17 protein-coding genes are annotated in these 19,452 nt (G+C 68.1%); 8 read left to right on the plus strand and 9 right to left on the minus strand.

What is annotated here, in order from left to right:
• Positions 1–101 precede the first annotated feature (101 nt).
• From purM to BM394_RS10145, 5 genes are all read right to left on the minus strand, one after another.
• Positions 102–1,220 (minus strand): phosphoribosylformylglycinamidine cyclo-ligase, encoded by a 1,119-nt coding sequence (gene purM / locus BM394_RS10125; RefSeq protein ID WP_092977093.1) that lies wholly within the window; start codon positions 1,218–1,220, stop codon positions 102–104.
• Between the two features lie 195 nt (positions 1,221–1,415).
• On the minus strand, positions 1,416–2,987 hold the full coding sequence (purF, locus tag BM394_RS10130; protein WP_092977096.1) for an amidophosphoribosyltransferase: 1,572 nt from the start codon (positions 2,985–2,987) through the stop codon (positions 1,416–1,418).
• 90 nt (positions 2,988–3,077) lie between these two features.
• Positions 3,078–3,488, minus strand: coding sequence for a sterol carrier family protein (locus BM394_RS10135; protein ID WP_092977099.1), 411 nt, complete (start codon positions 3,486–3,488; stop codon positions 3,078–3,080).
• 89 nt (positions 3,489–3,577) lie between these two features.
• On the minus strand, positions 3,578–4,306 hold the full coding sequence (locus tag BM394_RS10140) for a response regulator transcription factor (protein WP_092977248.1): 729 nt from the start codon (positions 4,304–4,306) through the stop codon (positions 3,578–3,580).
• A gap of 536 nt (positions 4,307–4,842) precedes the next feature.
• A complete protein-coding gene (locus BM394_RS10145; protein WP_092977250.1) occupies positions 4,843–5,283 on the minus strand; it encodes a PRC-barrel domain-containing protein in 441 nt (146 codons plus the stop codon).
• Positions 5,284–5,514: 231 nt separating this feature from the next.
• On the opposite strand from BM394_RS10145, the gene BM394_RS10150 reads away from it, so the two are divergent.
• The 3 genes from BM394_RS10150 to BM394_RS10160 all read left to right on the plus strand — a co-directional run bounded on the left by BM394_RS10150 (position 5,515) and on the right by BM394_RS10160 (position 9,223).
• Positions 5,515–6,090 carry a type VII secretion system-associated protein gene (locus BM394_RS10150; RefSeq protein ID WP_092977102.1) on the plus strand — a complete coding sequence of 192 codons (576 nt, stop codon included), beginning with the start codon at positions 5,515–5,517 and terminating at the stop codon, positions 6,088–6,090.
• Between the two features lie 215 nt (positions 6,091–6,305).
• On the plus strand, positions 6,306–8,198 hold the full coding sequence (locus BM394_RS10155; RefSeq protein ID WP_092977252.1) for a glycoside hydrolase family 15 protein: 1,893 nt from the start codon (positions 6,306–6,308) through the stop codon (positions 8,196–8,198).
• Positions 8,180–9,223 carry a glucose 1-dehydrogenase gene (locus BM394_RS10160; protein ID WP_092977106.1) on the plus strand — a complete coding sequence of 348 codons (1,044 nt, stop codon included), beginning with the start codon at positions 8,180–8,182 and terminating at the stop codon, positions 9,221–9,223. Before BM394_RS10155 ends, BM394_RS10160 begins: the two co-directional genes overlap by 19 nt.
• A gap of 143 nt (positions 9,224–9,366) precedes the next feature.
• Here the strand turns inward: BM394_RS10160 and BM394_RS22785 are convergent, their stop codons facing one another.
• Positions 9,367–9,537: a hypothetical protein gene (locus tag BM394_RS22785; protein ID WP_175530044.1), complete on the minus strand. Its 171-nt coding sequence runs from the start codon at positions 9,535–9,537 to the stop codon at positions 9,367–9,369.
• A 254-nt stretch (positions 9,538–9,791) separates the two neighbouring features.
• On the opposite strand from BM394_RS22785, the gene BM394_RS10165 reads away from it, so the two are divergent.
• Positions 9,792–10,328, plus strand: coding sequence for a Scr1 family TA system antitoxin-like transcriptional regulator (locus tag BM394_RS10165; protein WP_092977109.1), 537 nt, complete (start codon positions 9,792–9,794; stop codon positions 10,326–10,328).
• Positions 10,329–10,350: 22 nt separating this feature from the next.
• On the opposite strand, the gene BM394_RS10170 is transcribed toward BM394_RS10165, so the two are convergent.
• A complete protein-coding gene (locus BM394_RS10170; RefSeq protein ID WP_139235195.1) occupies positions 10,351–11,583 on the minus strand; it encodes an RNA-guided endonuclease InsQ/TnpB family protein in 1,233 nt (410 codons plus the stop codon).
• Between the two features lie 45 nt (positions 11,584–11,628).
• On the opposite strand from BM394_RS10170, the gene tnpA reads away from it, so the two are divergent.
• Complete coding sequence (gene tnpA, locus BM394_RS10175; RefSeq protein WP_092977112.1) at positions 11,629–12,033, plus strand: IS200/IS605 family transposase; 405 nt, start codon at positions 11,629–11,631, stop codon at positions 12,031–12,033.
• A 201-nt stretch (positions 12,034–12,234) separates the two neighbouring features.
• Positions 12,235–12,993, plus strand: a complete 759-nt coding sequence (locus BM394_RS10180; protein ID WP_092977115.1) for a DUF3558 domain-containing protein — start codon at positions 12,235–12,237, stop codon at positions 12,991–12,993.
• Positions 12,994–13,066: 73 nt separating this feature from the next.
• On the opposite strand, the gene BM394_RS10185 is transcribed toward BM394_RS10180, so the two are convergent.
• Positions 13,067–14,170 (minus strand): inositol-3-phosphate synthase, encoded by a 1,104-nt coding sequence (locus BM394_RS10185; RefSeq protein ID WP_092928733.1) that lies wholly within the window; start codon positions 14,168–14,170, stop codon positions 13,067–13,069.
• Positions 14,171–14,191: 21 nt separating this feature from the next.
• Positions 14,192–14,788: a PadR family transcriptional regulator gene (locus BM394_RS10190; RefSeq protein ID WP_092977254.1), complete on the minus strand. Its 597-nt coding sequence runs from the start codon at positions 14,786–14,788 to the stop codon at positions 14,192–14,194.
• A 322-nt stretch (positions 14,789–15,110) separates the two neighbouring features.
• On the opposite strand from BM394_RS10190, the gene BM394_RS10195 reads away from it, so the two are divergent.
• Together BM394_RS10195 and BM394_RS10210 are read left to right on the plus strand one after the other, a co-directional pair.
• A complete protein-coding gene (locus tag BM394_RS10195) occupies positions 15,111–15,515 on the plus strand; it encodes a DUF5318 family protein (protein WP_165400725.1) in 405 nt (134 codons plus the stop codon).
• Positions 15,516–15,610: 95 nt separating this feature from the next.
• A complete protein-coding gene (locus tag BM394_RS10210) occupies positions 15,611–19,237 on the plus strand; it encodes a transglycosylase domain-containing protein (RefSeq protein ID WP_245780089.1) in 3,627 nt (1,208 codons plus the stop codon).
• Positions 19,238–19,452 lie beyond the last annotated feature (215 nt).

Below are 19,452 nucleotides of genomic sequence, written 5' to 3' on the forward strand. Positions count from 1 at the left end.
CGCTCGCGAAGTCGCCACCGGACCCTCCCGCCGGTACTAGCGGCGGGTAGTCGACTACAGGGGAGCCGGCCGCGGGGAGCCGGCGGATGCGTACGCCGAGTTCAGAACCTGGGGTGGTTCCCCCGCAGCACGACCCGCTCCCCGGCCTCGGAGCCCGTGGAGTCCTTGGTCACCTCACCCAGCACCCAGGCGGGCAGATGCCTGGCGGTGGAGACGGCCAGCGCACGGTCCACGTCCTCGGCGGCCACCACGGCCACCATGCCCACCCCCATGTTGAAGGTGCGCTCCATCTCGGCGTTGTCCAACCTGCCGCGCTGCCCGATCAACCCGAAAACCGGATCCGGCGTCCAGCTCCCCCGGTCGATCACGGCGCTGAGCCCGCTGGGCAACACGCGTTCGAGGTTGGCGGCGAGCCCGCCACCGGTGATGTGCGCGAAGGCCCGCACCTCGGCCTCGGCCGCCAGCGACAGGCACTCCTTGGCATAGATGCGCGTCGGTTCCAGCAGCTCCTCGCCGAGCGTGCGCCCGAACTCCTCGACGTGCCCGTTGAGCGGCATCCTGGCCTGTTCGAGCAGTACGCGGCGAACCAGCGAGAACCCGTTGGAGTGCAGCCCGGACGAACGCATCCCGATCAGCACGTCCCCGGGGCGAACCCGGTCCGGCCCCAGCATGTCGTCGGCCTCGACCACGCCGACACCGGTGGCCGAGATGTCGTACTCACCGGGGGCCATCATGCCGGGGTGCTCGGCGGTCTCACCGCCGAGCAGCGCGCACCCCGCCTGGACGCAGCCGTCGGAGACCCCTTTGACCAGACTGCTTATCCGGTCCGGGTCGACCGACTCGGTGGCGATGTAGTCCTGCAGGAACATGGGCTCTGCGCCGCAGACCACCAGATCGTCGACCACCATCGCCACCAGGTCGACACCCACGGTGTCGTGGATGTCCATGGCCTGCGCGATCGCGAGCTTCGTGCCCACCCCGTCGGTTGAGGAGGCGAGCACCGGTTCGGTCCAACGGTCGAGTTTGAGCTGGAACAAGCCGGCGAAGCCACCGATGGAGCCGAGCACCTCGGGGCGCGTGGCACGGGCCGCCAGGGGACGCATCCGCTCGACGGCCTCATCGCCCGCTTCGATACTGACCCCGGCATCGGCATAGGTGGCTGCGGGGCCCTCCGGATCGGAGGGACCGGAATTCGACCCTGCCAGCAGGTCTTCGGACACGTCTTGCTCCAGATCTGGTGCGCGTTTCGGATGCGATGTGCGTAGCCGTGTGCCGCACGCCCACGCTACGCGTGAACATGGGCGACCGAGGTAACGAGCACGGCGCCGCGAAAGTTGCGAGGACGTTTCGAAGAGAGGAGAGCTCCGGCACCGGGCCTTCGCCTCACCCGACGGCCCTCTCCCGACGCCGAAGCGTCACGGTCTGCTCACGGCGTCCTCGGCTCCGTAGCCGCTCGGTAACACCGGGTCGGACGAACCCGCGGTCTCCCCATCCTTGGGCTCGGGGTTCTCCAGCAGGTGTTTGCCGATCCGGTCCTCCTCGGGGATCGGGATCGGGTAGTTCCCGTCGAAACAGGCCGCGCACAACCGGTTGCGGGGCTGCTCGGAAGCGGCCACCAGCCCGTCCAGCGAGACGTAGCCCAGCGAGTCGGCACCGATCGACTGCCGGACCCCGTCGAGGTCGAGTCCGTTGGCGACGAGCTCGGCTCTGGAGGCGAAGTCGATCCCGTAGAAGCAGGGCCAGCGCACGGGTGGCGAGGCGATCCTGACGTGGACCTCGAGCGCTCCGGCCTCGCGCAACATCTTCACCAGGGCACGCTGGGTGTTGCCGCGCACGATGGAGTCGTCGACCACGACCAGCCGCTTGCCCCGGATCACCTCTCGCAGCGGGTTGAGCTTGAGTCGGATGCCGAGCTGGCGGATGGTCTGGGACGGTTCGATGAAAGTACGGCCCACGTAGGCGTTCTTGACCAGGCCGTTGCCGTAGGCGATGTCGGCTTCCTGGGCGTACCCGATGGCCGCCGGGGTTCCGGACTCCGGTACCGGCATCACCAGGTCGGCCTCGACGGGGTGCTCCCGAGCCAGCCTGCGCCCGATCTCCACCCTGGTGCTGTGCACCGAGCGCCCCGCGATCGTGGTGTCCGGCCGCGCCAGGTAGACGTACTCGAACACGCACCCCTTGGGTTCGGGATTGGCGAACCGCTGGGAACGCAGCCCCTCGGAGTCGATGGCCAGCAGTTCGCCCGGCTCGACCTCGCGCACGAAGGAAGCGCCGATGATGTCCAGCGCGGCCGTCTCGCTGGCCACCACCCAACCGCGCTCCAGACGGCCGAGCACCAGCGGGCGGACACCGTGCGGGTCCCTGGCGGCGTAGAGCGTCGACTCGTCGGAGAAGACCATGCTGAACGCGCCGCGAACCGTCGGCAGCAGTTCCATCGCGGCCTGTTCCACGCCCTTGTCGGCGGCGTTGACCGCCAGCAGCCCGCACACCAGGTCGGAATCGGAGGTGGCGCGTTGGCAAGCGCTGGAGGCGGACGAGGCGTTGCCCACGGCCGTGTCGGCACCCTGCTCCACGGCGCGGTCGAACAGCTCCGCGGTGTTGACGAGGTTGCCGTTGTGCCCCAGCGCGAGACCGCGGCCGGTGACCGTGGTCCGGAAGGTGGGCTGGGCGTTCTCCCAGGTGCTGCCACCGGTGGTGGAGTACCTGGCGTGTCCCACGGCCACGTGCCCGCGCAGCGAGGCCAGGACCTGCTCGTCGAAGACCTGGCTGACCAGCCCCAGGTCCTTGTAGACGAGCATCTGCGAGCCGTCGCCGACGGATATGCCCGCGGCCTCCTGGCCCCGGTGCTGTAGTGCGAACAGTCCGTAGAAGGCGAGCTTGGCGACTTCCTCGCCGGGCGCCCAAACGCCGAAGACACCACATTCCTCGCGTGGGGTGTCCTGCTCGACCGCCTCGGCACTGCCCGGATATGGCAGGTCGGTGACCACCGAAAACTCCCTGAAGGACGGAGTCGGAGTTACACCTCAGTGTAAACCGTGTGTCATCCCGCCGTATCCACCTCCCGAGGGTGGGGCCGGTCACTTCTCCGGAGCCCGCCCCTCGGGATCGGAGATGCGCAGCAACGGGAGCCACCACGAGAGATCGGCTCGGGAGCCGGAGGCGACGATCAGCTCCTGACGGATCGCTCGGTCCCAGCCGAGTTTTCCCGTGGCGAGGGACAGCCAGGTGTGCGGATCGGTCTCGACGACGTTGGGCGGTGTCCCCCTGGTGTGCCGCGGACCGGAGACGCACTGCACTGCCGAGAAGGGAGGCACCCGGACCTCCACCGTGTGCCCGGGGGCCAGCTGTTCGAGGGTGCGCAGGCTCAGCCGCACCGCCCGGGCCAGTTCGCTTCGCCCGGGGCGCGGCGCTCGGTCGTCCAGCCACGGCAGCGTGGCGGCCACGGCGGTACGCAGCTCAGCGGGATCGACGTCTCGTCGGGCCGGCATGTCCGGCAGCCTACGAGCCCGCCGGGAGCGGCACGACACCGGCCGCCGACCGAGCGCCCCTCGACGCCTCGGACACGAAACGGCCCGGATCAGAGCCAGCCCAGCTTCACCGCCCGAACTCCGGCCTGGAACCGGGTCTCCACTCCCAGCCTGGTGACGAGCTCGCGCACCCTGCGATGGGCCGTACGGGAACTGAATCCCATCAGCCTTCCGATGGCGTCGTCGGTGGCTCCCGAGGCCAGCAGCGACAGGATCCAGCGCTCCTCGTCGGTGGGGACGTCCGGTTCGGCGGACGCCACGGACTCCCGCAGCGGGGCCGCCGGTCGCCACAGGTCGTCGAAGACGCGGATCAGGGCGGTGAGCATCGCCGAATCGCGCAGCAGCACCGCGCTCTCCAGCTCGTCGGGCCCACCGGTCAGCGGCAGCAGCCCGAACTCGTCGTCGACGATCAGCAGTTTCGTGGGGGCGAATTGCACCACCCGCGCCTGCTCGCCCCGTTGCATCATGCGGGTGGTCGTGTCGAGCTGCGGTGGACGGGCCAACGCGGCACGGTCGTAGAGCACTCGGTACTCGACGCCCTCGGCGAGTTTGTGGCACTCCAGGGTGTCCAGCGGTTCGGTGGCGGCGTAGGGTGGTTTGACCACGCCACGCACGAGACTGTTCGCACCACGCTGCAGGCGGTGTGCGGTGCTGCCGATCCGCTCGGCACCGTGTACGACCCGTAGTACGCCGGCCGCTCCCACGGTCGAGCGGCTCACGGATTCCACGGCTTTCCGCGCTCTGGTGTGCGCGTCGTGTCCGGCCGCGGTGCTGTTCACGGTCGGGTTCCGGGGTGTCGGATCCGCGGGTCGCGGCATTCCGGCTTGGATACTCGGCACGATTACCCCTCTCAGTGGGTGCCCGGCCAGGAGCGGACCGTTGTCCTCTCCTGCGCGGCAAAGTATCCGAGCCGAACATGTCGCGGAACCCACTTTAGGGGGAGCCCAACCAGCCGTAGGGCTTAGAACGAACGACGGACTCAAGCATTCCGAAGTGCGAACACGAAGATCGAATCATCACGGAGAAATCGGACAGGACGGATTTTTCACCCGCCTCAGGGGGACAAGCGTGGGCCAGGACAAGTGCTCTCCGTAACCGGACCGAAAAACATCTTAACGCGATTCTCCGACTCTCGCGGGAAATCGAATCACTTCGGTCGGGCGCGACGGGTCTCCCGCGCGCTCTCGCCGGGGCTCACCCGACGTGGCGTGACTCGCCACTCGTGCCGGGCCGCCCGAAGCGAGAGCCGGCGGAAGATTCCGCGACGGCACCACCCGCGTGACGCACGGGCGGGCGAACTCCTACTGGCGACCTCCTACTGGGGGGCCGCCGCCCAACGCCGCAACCGGGTGCGGACGGCCCGCACCTGGCTACCCTCCATCGCGGTGGAGCGTCGTGGCGTCTCCTCGAAGGGCAGCACCGGTTCCGGCGTGTTCACTCCGTAGCGCATCCCGTAGTGCGCGTACAGCTTCGTTTCCTGCTCCGGTTCCAGATCGCCGTCCTCGAGTGCGACGCGCGGCGCTCGCCGAACCGTTTCCCGATCGACGGCCACGGTGAGCGTGTCACCGTCGAACGCGGCACCGGCCAGCGGAACGAAACTCTCATTGGTGCCGAACAACCCGGTCTGCACCGTTATCCAAGCGGGCTGCTCGGTGTCATCATCCACGAACATCCGGCCGACGACGCCGATCCGACTACCGCGGGGATCGAACGCCTCACAACCGGTCAACCGCAACGCCTCTCGTTGTCCGATCAAGAGCAACCACCTCCCACCCACCTGCTCGCCCCGACACGAGCATCGACTGTTTAGTCTGCACGCCTACCCCCGCACGAAGCATCCCGATCATCCGTGCGGCACAGAGCCGTTGTCATATCGAAACCACACGTCGGACCGGACCGAGACCCTCGGCCCCGACGACCGGGGCGCATACTGCCGTGCGGGATCCGTTCGAACCGACCACCGCATCCGAAAGGGCCGTGAACCGAAATGGCAGCCGACGAATCGCTACCCCCCTACGCGCCACAGATCACCGAGGAGATGCGGGAACAGGCGAAACAGACCCCCAACAGCTGGCTCTACATCGTGGACCCGGCCTACGAGGCCTCCGGTGAGAACGTTCCGCCCGAAGGTGTGGTCGGCGCGTTCCGGATCGACGAGTCCGGCGAGATCGACGAGCGGTTCCACCCCAACGACGAGTACGAACCGGGCACCAGCACGTTCGAACCCAGCAACGAGCTGGAACGGGTGCTGCAGCTGATCGCCACCGGTCACGCCTCGGAGTCCGAGTTACCGGCCGCCGTACTGGCGGGGGAGCTGCTGCTCTACGCCGAGGAGGACGACGAGGACGCGCTCTACGAGGCGGAGCTGGACGACGGGAGCAGGCTCGTACCCGCCTGCACCTCCGTGAACCGGGTTCCGGAGGACTGGCCGAGCTACCGCACCGTCGCGGGTGCGCGGTTGCCCGAGCTGCTCGACGGACTGGACCTGGGGCTGAACCTGGACGACCCGGTGCGCGCGGTGATTCCCCACGACATGCTGACCCGGTCGCCCGCCTCGGATTGAGCCGACCCGCCTCGGCGGCCCGTCTTCCCGGGGCGCCTGCCCCGGGAATCACCTGCACAGGGATCACCTGCACAGGGATCACCTGCACAGGGATCACCTGCACAGGGAGCCTCGCCACGATCGGGCGAGACGACCACATCGGCACCAGGCCGGGATGAGCACGTGTCCCGCGCCACAACCGGGGAGTCGTGACCGACGCGGTTAGCCTCGAAACCGTGAGTGAGGATCAACGACGCGGCGGACCCGGACCGATCGAGCACTACGCGCTGCTGTCCGACCTGCGTACCGCCGCCCTGGTTGGCAGGGACGGCTCGATCGACTGGCTCTGCCTGCCCAGGTTCGACTCCCCGTCCTGCTTCACCCGGTTGTTGGGCGACGACCACCACGGCCACTGGCGGATCGCACCGACCGGCACCGTGCGGCGAGTGGAGCGGCGCTACCGGGACAACTCGCTGGTGCTGGAAACGGACTTCCACACCGACACCGGCGTGGTGCGACTGATCGACAGCATGCCCCCGCACGAGAAGAACCACAACGACGAGCCGTGCGTGGTGCGGACCGTCGAGGGGATCTCCGGCGAGGTGGAGATCGGAATTCGCTGGGTGGTGCGGTTCGCCTACGGCCACTCGATGCCGTGGGTCCGCACCATCCGCGAGCGGGAACCGGTACCGGACGAGTACCTGTTCGCGCTCGCCGGGCCGCACACCGTGGTGCTGCGCGGCGACGTGCTTCCCGCCCGCAAGGAGGACGAGCGCGCGCACGAGATCAAGACCACCGTGAGCGGTGGGCAGCGCTACTCCTGGGTACTGCAGTGGTCCTCGGATCCGGACGATCTGCCCGCCCCGATGGATCCGGTGCGGGAGGTGCGGGACAGCGAGGACTTCTGGCGGGACTGGTCGCGCCGGATCAACTACACCGGACCGCACCGCGAACCGGTGTACCGTTCGCTGGCCACCCTGAAGGCGCTGACCTACGCCCCGACCGGCGGCATCATCGCGGCTCCGACGACCTCGCTGCCGGAGGCGCTGGACGGGAACCGCAACTGGGACTACCGCTACTGCTGGCTGCGGGACGCCACGCTGGTACTGCTGGCGCTGGACAACTTCGGGTGCTCGGCGGAGGCGGCGTCGTGGCGACGGTGGCTGTTACGGGCCGTTGCCGGGGATCCGGCGGATCTGCAGATCATGTACGGCGTCGGTGGGGAACGGCACCTGCTGGAGTGGGAGCCGGAGTGGCTGCCCGGTTATCAGGGCGTCTCGCCGGTGCGGATCGGCAACGCCGCCTACGACCAGTTGCAGCTGGACGTGTTCGGCGAGGTGATGGACGCGCTGCACCTCGCTCGCGAGCGGGGCGTCACGGAGACCCCGGACTCGTGGGCGCTGCAGCGAGGGATGCTCAAACACCTGGAGACCATCTGGCAGCTGCCGGACAAGGGACTCTGGGAGGTGCGCGGGCCGGACCGGCACTTCACCCACTCCAGGGTGATGGTGTGGGTGGCGTTCGACCGCGCGGTCCGGGCTGTGGAGGAGGACGACCTCCCCGGGCCGGTGGAACGCTGGCGCGAGATCCGGGACTCGGTGCACGAGGAAGTGCTGCGCGAGGGGTTCAACACCGAGCTCGGCGCGTTCACCCAGTACTACGGCGGCGACACGCTGGACGCCGCGACGCTGCTCATCCCGGCGTTGGGATTCCTGCCGGGCGACGACGAGCGGGTCCGCGGCACCGTGCGCGCGGTGGAGCGGGAACTGCGGCACGGCGTGCTGGTGGACCGCTACAGCACCGAGCCGGGCACGAACTCCGTCGACGGCCTGACGGGCCGTGAGGGCTCGTTCCTGGCCTGCTCGTTCTGGCTGGTCGACGCGTTCGCACTGTGCGACAGGCGCGAGGAGGCCGAGCGGATGTTCGACGAACTGCTGGGGCTGCGCAACGACGTGGGCCTGTTCGCCGAGGAGTACGACCCCCACGCGGACCGGTTCACCGGCAACTTCCCGCAGGCGTTCAGCCATCTCGCCCTGGTCAACTCGGCGGCGATGCTCTACGGCGGGCACACTCGCGAGGAGTCCAGTCGACGAGACGGAGGGAGCCGACGTTGCGAGCGGCGACCGTGATTCCGGGAAAACCGGGCTCCTCGGCCGTCGACGAGCTGCCCGATCCTTCACCGAAACCGGGGGAGCTGCTGGTCGAGGGCCTGCTGGCGGGGGTGTGTTCGACCGACGAGGACGTCGTGGAGTCCGAGCACGGCGCTTCTCCCGCGGGTAGGGAGCGAATGGTGCTGTTCCACGAGTCGCTGGGCAGGGTGAGTCACGCACCCGCGATCAGCGGCTTCCGGGAGGGCGATCACGTCGTGGGGGTGGTCCGCAGACCCGATCCCCGGCCGTGCCCGGCGTGCGCCGCCGGGCAGTGGGACTTCTGCCGCAACAACGAGTACACCGAGTGCGGGATCAGGGGGCTCGACGGGTTCGGTTCGCAACGCTGGACCGTCGAACCCAGGTTCGCCGTACCGGTGCCCCACCGGCTGGGCGAGCTGGGGGTGCTGACCGAACCGACCTCGATCGTGGAGAAGGCCTGGGAGCAGGCCGAGTTCGTCGCCAGGCGCTCCTACTTCGCACCACGCCGGGTGCTGGTCACGGGTGCCGGACCGGTGGGGCTGCTGGCGGCGTTGCTCGGCAAGCAGCGTGAACTGGACGTACACGTGATGGACCGGGTCGAGCGGGGCGCGAAACCGGATCTGGTGCGTGAGCTGGGGGCCGGGTACCACACTTCGCTGGACGAGCTGGACTTCGAACCGGAGCTGGTGTTCGAGGCCACCGGCTCGGGGGACGTGGTGTTCGACGTACTGCGCAGGACCGCTCGGAACGCGATCACCGTGCTGCTGGGGCTGTCCGGAGGTGACCACACGACGCGGATCCCGGCCGGAGCGATCAACGACGAACTCGTGCTGGACAACGACACGGTGCTGGGGACCGTGAGCGCGAACCTGCGGCACTACCGCGGTGCGGTGCACGCGCTGGACGCGGCGGACCGGGGGTGGTTGAACGGGCTGATCTCGCGCAGGGTGCCGCTGGCGGAGTGGCAACGAGCGCTGCGCGCGGAGCGGGACGACGTGAAGGTAACGGTGCGGCTGGCGGACTGATCGAAGTCTTCCGGTCGGGTTGTCGTGCTACTCGCTCGGCGGAACCTCCCGTCGGCTCTCGCTCCGGGTGGCCGAAATCGGGTAGCGACGTGCCGGGAAACCGCGCCGGGGGCGGAGCGGGACACGAGGCCCCGTCCCGGGAGTCATCCTGGCTCCGTCTCCGAGCACCCGACGGACGGCCGCGCGGTCGACACCGCGCGCCGGGCGAGCCTGATCCTCCCGAGCAGCACACAGACCAGCGGCCAGCTCAACATGACCAGCACGACCACGGCCGCCGCCAGCACGTCCCAGAACGAGGAATCCAATTGCCACACGGCAGTAACAGTAACTGAGTTACAGTAACTGGCAATCTTCACAGCTGTTGCTCACTCTTCCGTGGGGGCACATCCCGAAACTTCCCTCTGCCGAGTGATCAAGTAGCTCAGCTCCGGTTCCGCCCAGGTGGAACCGGGAACCGCACCGGGTGAAACGGCGGTCGCACCACTCGCCTCCCCACCCGGATCGCCGTCGGCGACCGAAGCGTCTCACCCGCGTTCGGTCGCGGTGACGACTCGGCGAGAGTGATCACATGACACGACTGCTCAGCTCCGCGGTCTACCGCCGGATGATCGCTCTCGAACTACAGCGCATGCGCAAGGCCGCCGAGGTCACGCAGCAGGAGGCCGCGGCGAAGCTCGGCTGCTCCAGGGTGCGCATCAATCACTTCGAGTCGATGCGCAACCTTCCCCGGCCCGCCGATGTCGAAGTGCTGCTGCCCCACTACGGAGCCACCGAGCGCGTCGAGGAGTTCCGGGACGTCATCACCATGCTCAAGGACGTGCCACAGGACTCCGACCTGGCTCGGCTGGCCGAGGTTCCCAGGGGATTCGACATCTACCTGGGACTCGAGCAGGGGGCGCACAGCATCCGTTCCTACGAGGCGATGATCGTCCCGGGGCTGCTGCAGGCCCCGGAGTACGCCGGAGTACTGATGCGGGGACACGACGAGGAGCTCCCCGAGGACGAGGCGGTGCGCAGAACCGAGCTCAGGTTGACCCGACAGCGGGTCCTGGACCGCGAGGGCACACCGCTGGAACTGACGACCTTGGCGTGCTCCCCGCCGTGAGCGGCGGGGATTCCGACGCGGCTCACGCCGCGTGCGGAGCGGCGGCCCCTCGCGGGGTTCCGCTGCTTCCTGTTTCGTCCCCGTCTGCCCCGGTGTGGGGTCTTATGTCGGGTCCACAGGCGTTTTGCCTCTCCGCACGCCCTGCGGCGAGGATGTTCTTGGCGGCGTTGTGGTCGCGGTCGTGTGTCGTGCCGCACGGGCATTCCCAGGTGCGCACGTCGAGCGACTTCGGGCCGTCGATGCGTCCGCACGAGCTACAGGTTCGCGAGGTGGGTAGCCACCGGTCGATGATGACCAGCTCGCGTCCGTACCGCGCGGCCTTTTCCGACAGGAGCCGCCGGAAGGTGCCCCAGCTCGCGTCGTGCACGCTCTTGGCCAGCCGGGTGCGGGCCAGGCCCGAGACTGCGAGGTCTTCCAGCACGATCGTTTGGTTCTCACGAACAATGCTGGTGGTTGCCTGGTGCAGCCAGTCTGTCCGGGTGTCGGCGACTTTGGCGTGCTGACGGGCCAGACGATGCCTGGCTTTGGCACGGTTGTTGCTGCCCCGCTGCTTGCGGCTGAGTTCCCGCTGCGCCCGCTTGAGTTTCCGCTCCGCGCGGCGCAGGAAACGCGGATTGTCGATAACCCGGCCGTGCTGGTCCACCGCGAACGCCGACAGACCCAGGTCCAGGCCGAGTTCTACGTCCTGACCGTGTTCATCTGTTGCTACGGGCAGGGTTTCGCCGCCGACCTCGACCACGAACGAGCAGTAGTAGCGCTCGTCGGCCGTCTTGATGATGGTGACCGAGCTGGGCATGCTCGGAAGGTCCCGCGACCAGGCCACCTTCACATCCCCGATGCGAGCCAGACGCAGCTTCCCGTTCGAGCGGATCGAGAACCCGCCGGTGTGCAGCCGGATGGCCTGCCGGTGGTCCTTGCGGGACTTGAAACGGGGCGCACCCACCCGGCGACCCACGCGCTTGCCCTTCAGGCTGTCGAAGAAGTTCCGGTAGGCGGCGTCGCAGTCGCGGATGGCCTGTTGCAGCACGATGTTCGAGCACTGGCCGAGCCAGCCGCGTTCGTCGCTGTGCTTGGCGTCGGTGATCAGCCGCTTCTGCAGCACGGTGCCACTGGGGAACTTCTCTCCCGCCGCGTGGGCGTCCTGCCGAGCACGCACGGCGTCGTTGTAGACCACACGGGCGTTGCCGAACGCCTGCACGAGTGCTTGGCGCTGGTCGTCGCCGGGATAAATCCGGTAGCGGTACCGCAGCCGCATCGGCTGATCACCTCCCTTCACACGATCACTGTATCATGTTGGTCTATGGCAGAAACCGAGGATTACCGCACTGGTCGACACTGCGTTTTCGGAATGCACGTTCACTTGGTCTTCGTGACGAAGTACCGCAGAAACGTGCTCACCAACCAACACCACGACTTCCTGCGCGAGGTGTTCGCGAAGGTCTGCGCCGACTTCGGGGCGACCCTGAGCGAGTGCAACGGTGAGGACGACCACGTGCACCTACTCGTGGAGTACCCGCCGCAAATGGCGGTCTCAAAGCTGGTGAACAGCCTGAAAGGCGTGGCCTCGCGGCGACTGAAGCAACACTTCCGGATGCGTACCTATCGAGGACACCTGTGGTCGCCGTCGTACTTCGCAGCCTCCTGCGGCGGAGCGCCGTTAAGCATCATCCAGCAGTATGTGGAAAACCAGCGACGCCCCTCATAACGTACCCGACCACAAACACCCCTGATCGACTTACTCCGACCCGCAGGCCGGAGCTTACGCCGATAAATCACTGGTCAAGGACGGTCGATTCGACAACCGAACCGGTTTCCCCCGGTAGCCGTGACGGCTGCCCGCGCCCGTTCCGTTACGCACAATGGACGGTTCCGGGGTGGACGGCGGCGGTTATAAGCTCGCGGGATCATGACGCAGCACAGCTCGACGGCACATGCCGTCAGGAAGATCATCGCACCGCTGGCGGCACTCGCACTGCTGACCGCGGCCGGTTGCGGTGGTGGGGGAAGCGCGAACGATTCGACCGATGGTTCCGCTCCGCCTTCGGCCACCGCTTCGCACTCCTCGGCATCGGAGCCCGGCGACGAGTCCGCCGCACCCAGCGGATCCGAATCCGGTGAATCGGAAGCGGCCTCGTCCGGCGAGGACGCCGGGAACGGTGGCAACGCGGATTCCGGCGGCGGAGCGGGCGACGACGCCTCCGGCTCGGCGGGCAACGGGAGCTCGGGCGACAGCGGCTCCGGCAGCGGGGGGAAGCCACCCGCACCGACGTTGGCGAGTATCGACCCGTGCGAGCTGTTGACCACGGCACAACGCGACGAACTGGGGCTTCCCCGCACCACCGCCAACAAGAAGAACGGCGAGACCCGCAGTTGCGAGTTCAATCCGCCGCGGGGCGACGGGCCGGGCACGAGTGCGCTGCTCGCGATCCACGAGGAGGAGGGGCTGAAAGCGTTCACCGGCATAACCGGTGAGGCCGAGAAGACCACCGTCACCGGGCACGAAGCCAAGATTGAGTGCGAGTACGGCAACTGCCTGATCGGAATAGCGGTCACCGATACCTCGCGCGTGGACGTGCAGTCCACGGTGCTCGGTGACGACGCCGCCACGAAGAAGCTCGGCAATCGAATCGCGAAAATGATCAGCGGGAACCTGGGCAGTTCCTGAACCGGACGCCGCGCGGCGATTTCGCGAGAAATCGCCGCGCTCGGGCCGCCGGAACCGCCGACGAGCTACGGGATCAGCTCTCCCCGGCGATGAACGACTCCACCGCCTGGTAGGCGTCCGAATCGGAGTACTGCTCCGGCGGTGACTTCATGAAGTAGGAGGAGGCCGACAGCACCGGCCCACCGATCCCGCGGTCCGCTGCGATCTTGGCGGCGCGAATGGCGTCGATGATGATGCCCGCGGAGTTCGGCGAGTCCCAGACCTCCAGTTTGTACTCCAGGTTCACCGGTGCGTCGCCGAAGGCGCGTCCCTCCAACCGGATGTAGGCCCACTTCCGGTCGTCCAGCCAGGGGACGTAGTCCGAAGGACCGATGTGCACGTTGCGGTCCCCCATGTCACGCGTCACCTGCGAAGTGACCGAGTTGGTCTTGGAGGTCTTCTTGGACTCCAGCCTGCCGAGCTCCTTCATGTTGAGGAAGTCCATGTTCCCGCCGACGTTGAGCTGCATCGTGCGGTCCAGGTGCACGCCGCGGTCCTCGAAGAGCTTGGTGAGCACCCGGTGGGTGATCGTCGCGCCCACCTGGGACTTGATGTCGTCACCGACGATCGGCACGCCCGCCTCGGTGAACTCGCGTGCCCACTCCGGATCGGAGGCGATGAACACCGGCAGCGCGTTGACGAAAGCAACACCGGCCCGCAGCGCGGCGCGCGCGTAGAACTTGTCCGCTTCCTCCGAACCCACCGGCAGGTAGGAAACCAGCACGTCGGCACCGGACTCGCGCAGCGCCTCGACCATGTCGACCGGCTGTTCCTCGGACTCCTCGATGGTCTCGGAGTAGAACTGCCCCAGCCCGTCCATCGTGTGACCGCGCTGCACCGACACGCCCAGCGGCGGGACATCGGCGATCTTCATCGTGTTGTTCTGGCTCGCCACCACGGCCTCGGACAGGTCGCGGCCTACCTTCTTCGCGTCGACGTCGAACGCCGCGACGAACTCCAGATCACCGACGTGGTAACCACCGAAGTCCACATGCATCAGGCCGGGAACCCTGCCGCTCGGATCCATCCGGCCGTAATACTGCACACCCTGTACCAGCGACGCGGCGCAGTTGCCCACACCGACGATCGCCACTCGGACCTTGCCGGTCGTCGCCTCGTCGTGACGATCTCCGCCCATGGTCGCCGGCCTCCTTCTCCGTCATGTCCCGTTCGTCGTGTCCCTGTCCAAGCCTCGGTCGAGGCGGTCACCCACACCCGCGGGCCGCTCGGCTCCCTGCTCGGCCCGCTCGTGCGCGATCAGCTCGTCCAACCAGCGAACCTCCAGCTCGCTGTGATCCAGGCCCAGGCGGTGCAGTTGCGCCGTGTACCGGTCGCACTGCTCGTCGGCTCTAGCCAGGATCGCCCGTTGCCCTTCCCGGCGCTGTTCCACGCGCCGACGGCGGCTCTCCAGAATCCGCATCCGGACCGGTGCCGGTGTTCGTGCGAAGAAAGCCAGCCTCACGTCGAACGCCTCGTCCTGACACGCTCGTGGCCCGCAGTCCTCGACCAACTCGACGAAACGCTCCCGCCCCGACTCGGTGAGACGATAGACACGTCGAGCCCGCCGCGAGCGCTGCGCCTCCTGCCCCTGCTGCGCCTCCTGGGTTTCCTCGATCAGCCCCGCGCGACGCATCCGGCGCAACGTCGGATAAACCGTTCCGCAGGAGAACGCACGAATCTCCTGGAGTCGCTTACGCAGCTCGTAACCGTGCATCGGCGCCTCGTGCAGCAGTCCGAGCACCGCGAGTTCGAGCACCGGCCCTCCTCTCGCGGACGAAGCCCAGTCGAGCAGCACCCGGCGATGATTATATCGTCCCGATATATCGGAGTACTACAGTCCTCGCCACCGCCGAATCACCGGTGGGGCAACCGGAGCGGCAGCACCGGCCCCGTGACCGTTCTCACCGGTTGGCATCCCATGGGCCGGGACCGAAACGACACCACCGCACCATCGGACCGGTTTTCACCGACCCGCTCCGCCGTGTCACGGCCACCGTCGGTGGTTCGGAGACACCCCGCCAGGGGGCTGCCCCGAACGGCCCAATTGAGCCCGGGCACAGGACACGTACGCTGAGGGCGTGCGGACCCAACGGCAAGTGGTGGATTACGCGTTGCGGCGTCGGTCGCTGCTCGCGCGACTCCATGCTGGCCGGGTGGGCGTACAGGAGGTCTGCGACGCGGGACCGTACCTGCTGCAGGCAGCCAAGTTCCACGGTGAGCCCAGTGACGTGATCTGTCCGGTGTGCCGCAAGGAACGCGTGACCTACGTCTCCTGGGTGTTCGGCGAGCAGCTCAAACACGCCGACAATTCGGCCCGGAGCAACGCGGAACTGGCACGTATGGCCACCATGTTCGAAGAGTTCAATGTGTTCGTCGTCGAGGTTTGTCGTACATGTAACTGGAACCACCTGGTGCAGTCATACGTCCTCGGAACCGGGGGCCACCACGGCCGCGGTCGGGGACGCAGGACCGTGGCCGAGTGAGCAAGTAGCCTCATCGGTCACGGCCGGTGGCACCCGCCGACGTGAACGCATCGCACGGCGTCCGTGTTGACGCCTGTCCCGGAGGACGACTTCTCGTGAGTGACGAGCGTGACGACCGGTCCGAAGACGGCCGCCGCCACAGGCAGCCGGCTGCCGAGGACCGGGAGCCGGAGCGCGGACGGCAACCCGGCCGACCGCCCCATACGGATCAGCAGGGGGAGCAGGCCGGGCAGCACAACGAGCCCCCGCGGGAGAACCAGCCCCCACCGCCACCCGAGCGGGGCGGAGGACAGCCGCCGCCACCGCAGGCACCGCCACCACCACAGGCACCACAGTCGTCCCGTGGACAACAACCACCGCAGCACCGCTGGCCGGGTGGCCAGCAGAGCGGCCAGCCCTCCGCTCCGCAAGGAGGCCCGCCGCCACCGGCACCGCAGCGGCCCGGACAACAGGGTCCCGACGGGGGATACTTACCGCCCGGGCCCGCCTCCGAACAACCACCGCCTCCGCCGCAGAGCGGACCACCACGAGGGCAGGCGCCACCACAGGGACAGGCCCAGCCGCAGGGACAGGCCCAGCCGCATGCCGGAGGTCCGCCGCAGGGCGGGCCCGGCCAACAGCCACCGCAGGGTGGTCAGGAGTGGCCCGGCGAGGACGCCACCGCACAGTGGCCCGGCGCGCAGCAGCGGGCGGGTGGCCAGCAACCACCATCCCCGCAACCCGGTGGTCAACAGCGGCCGACCGCCGACCCGGACGCGACCGTGCAGCATCCGGCCGTGGACGGTTCGGGAACTCCCCGGGACGCATCCGGCAGGCCGCCCTCCGGCGCACCCGCTCCCCCACCGGGCAACCCCGGCGGACGCGGCGCGCAGGGCAACCCCGCCGGTCCCCAGCAGGGCGGCAATCCGGACGAAGTACCGACCAGGAAGACCACACCACCCGGAGCTCCGCAGGGCCCACCCCCCGGGCACGCCGGCCCCGGACAGCACCCGAACGATCCGGGTGAAGCACCGACCCAGCACATAGCTTCCGTGAACGGGCCGAACGCGGCTCCCGGCGGTGGCGACGAACCGACCAGGGAACACCGGCCCACCGGCGGCAAGGCAGCGGGTGCCGCGGGTGCGGCTGCCGGGGGCATGGCAGGCGCCGCCGCCGGTGCGGCGGCTTCCTCCGGTTCCGGCGGCCCCGAGGGAACCACCGGCGACTCCCGGGACGGGTCGAACCCCCGTGGGGAGTCCGACGCGACGGCTTCGGCCCGGTCCGAATCGCCCGAGAACTCCGCCGAGTTCGGCGTGAGCCGCGCCGACCAGTCCTCGCCTCCGGACAACGATCCGGGGCTGATCACGCACCGCGCCTCGCAGGGTGGCTACAGCTACTACTCGGACTCGGATCCCTACCCCGACGACTACGACGACTTCAACGAGGGGTTCGACGACGAACTCGACTATCCCGACGATCCGGATGACGACGACATGACGGCCCTCGCCCGCAAGAAACGCGGCAGGCGCAGGATCTGGCGCGGTCTGCGGCGTACCTGTTACGTCGCGGCGGCGCTGGGAATCCTGGTGCCCGGCGCGATATTCGTCTGGTGCTACTTCACCTTCGAGGTCACCCCACCGTCGAAGGTCGCCAAGAACTACAGCACCAGCATGGTGGTCAAGTACTCCGACGGCAGCGTGCTGAACAAGTTCTCGTCGGATGAGGTGGATGAGCGCGTGCTCATCGACGACCTCAGCGAGGTCTCGGCGGACATGCGGCACGCCACCATGGCGGCCGAGGACGCGGACTTCTACAGCAACCCGGGATTCTCGGTGACCGGAATCGGCCGCGCCGTCTACAACCAGCTCTCCGGCGGGCAGGGCGGCGGCTCGACCATGACTCAGCAGTACATCAAGCTGAGCACGGGCAAGGACGACCACAGCATCACTCGGAAGTTCACCGAGATCGTGCGGGCGTTCAAGCTGACCAACCAGTACGACAAGAAAACGATCTTCAAGGCCTACCTCAACACCGCCTACTACGGCCGGGACGCCTACGGCATCGACAACGCGGCCGAGGCCTACTTCGGCAAGGACCCGAGCGAGCTCAACGCCTCCGAGTCGGCCGTGCTGGCCGGGATGGTGCAGCTTCCCAGAGGCAACGATCCCCAGGTGGACGCCAAGCGGGCCAAGGACCGCTGGGACTACGTCACCCTCCAGATGAAGCAGAACGGCTGGATCAGCCAGCAGGAGTACCAGAACCTGCAGATGCCGCAGACCCGGGAGATGTTCGCGTGGAAAACGAAAACCACCACCGCGCAGATCCACATCCAGCGGCGCATCGTCGAGGAGCTGGAGGCACACGGCTACACCAAGGACGAGCTGACCAGCCAGGGCCTGCAGGTGGTCACCACGCTGGACAGCCAGGCCCAGCAGGCCGCCCGCGATGCGGTGCAACAGGTGATGGCCGACCAACCCGAGGAGATCAACCCGGCCCTGGCGGCCGTGGATCCCGAGACCGGCGCGGTGCGGGCCTACTCCCCGGGCAACAAGGGCTACGACTGGGTCAAGGAACGCCAACCCGTGGGCTCGTCGTTCAAACCGTTCGTCACCGCGACCGGCCTGAAGCAGGGTGACGGGATCGGGGAGACCTACGACGGTTCGGACGACCAGACCATCGCCGGCACCGAGTTCGGCAACGCGGCCGGTGTCGACTGCGGCAGCGATCCGGAACGTTGCGGCGTACGCGAGGCCACCGAGAAGTCGGTCAACACCGCGTTCCTGAACATGGCCAACGAGTTCGGGCCGCAGAGCGTGGCCGAGACGGCCTACGAGGCCGGTATCCCGCGCGAGAAGGTCAACAACAACGGCGAGACCGTGCCGGTGCTCGCCAATTCCGAGGGAGACACGAACCTCAACATCGCGCTGGGCGCCTACCCGGTGAGCACGGTCAGCCTGGCCAACGGCTACGGCGGGCTGGCGGACGGGGAGCGGGCCGAGCCGTTCCTGGTCGAGAAGGTCGTGGACAACGACGGGGATGTCAAGGAGGACTTCTCCCCCGAGACCGAGACCGCCTTCGGGGACAGCTCCACCCGCAGCGCCAACATCGCCGCCAACGTGACCGAGAGCATGCGGGACGTGGCCGAGGGGTACGGGCTCGATCTGAACGGCGACCGGCCGGTGGCCTCCAAGAGCGGTACCCACCAGCTCGGCGAGATCGGCGGACACAACGCCACCGCCTCGTACGTGGGCTACACCCCGCAGATCTCCACGGCGGTGGTGCTCAACAAGAACACCACCTCGCGGCAACCGCTGACCGACGCGTCGGGCGGGGACATCTACGGCGCCGACCAACCCGGCGCTATCTGGCAGAAGTTCATGAACTCCTACCTGGAGGGTAAGCAGGTCGAGGAGTTCCAGGAGCCGGATCCGATCGGCCAGTTCACCGTTCCCCCGCCACCGAGCTCGGACTCCCCGGACGAGGAGCAGAACGAGTCGGAGACCCTTCCGAGCGATGAATCGCCGTCCGACGAAGTGCCGTCCGACGAAACCGGCCCCAGCGACTTCCCCCCGTCGGAAGGGGCCGGGGAGAGCTCGGACCAGAACGACGAGTGCCAGGAGAACCCCTGGTTCTCGGACTGCGAGGACGAAGACGACCCGACGGACCCGAGCGGTTCCGAGGAGGAGCAGCCGGACCAGCAGGGCAACGGGAATGAAGAGCACAGCGCCCGCGGTCCCGACTGACCGTCCGAACACCTGACACGGCGCCCTGTGACTCCGTGGTTCCCGCGAGCTCGTGGGGATGGCCACACGGCAGGCCGAGGGCACCGATGCCTCGAATCCAGCGAAGAGTGCGACCGGTTCGTCGAACCGGTCGCACTCTTCGTAGCGAGGGCTCCGTAACATGCGGACCGTGTCCGAGCCGGAGCAGCCCGAGCGAGCGGGAGACGAGCGGGACC

The organism is Actinopolyspora lacussalsi subsp. righensis (assembly GCF_900116555.1).
GTDB lineage: Bacteria > Actinomycetota > Actinomycetes > Mycobacteriales > Pseudonocardiaceae > Actinopolyspora > Actinopolyspora lacussalsi.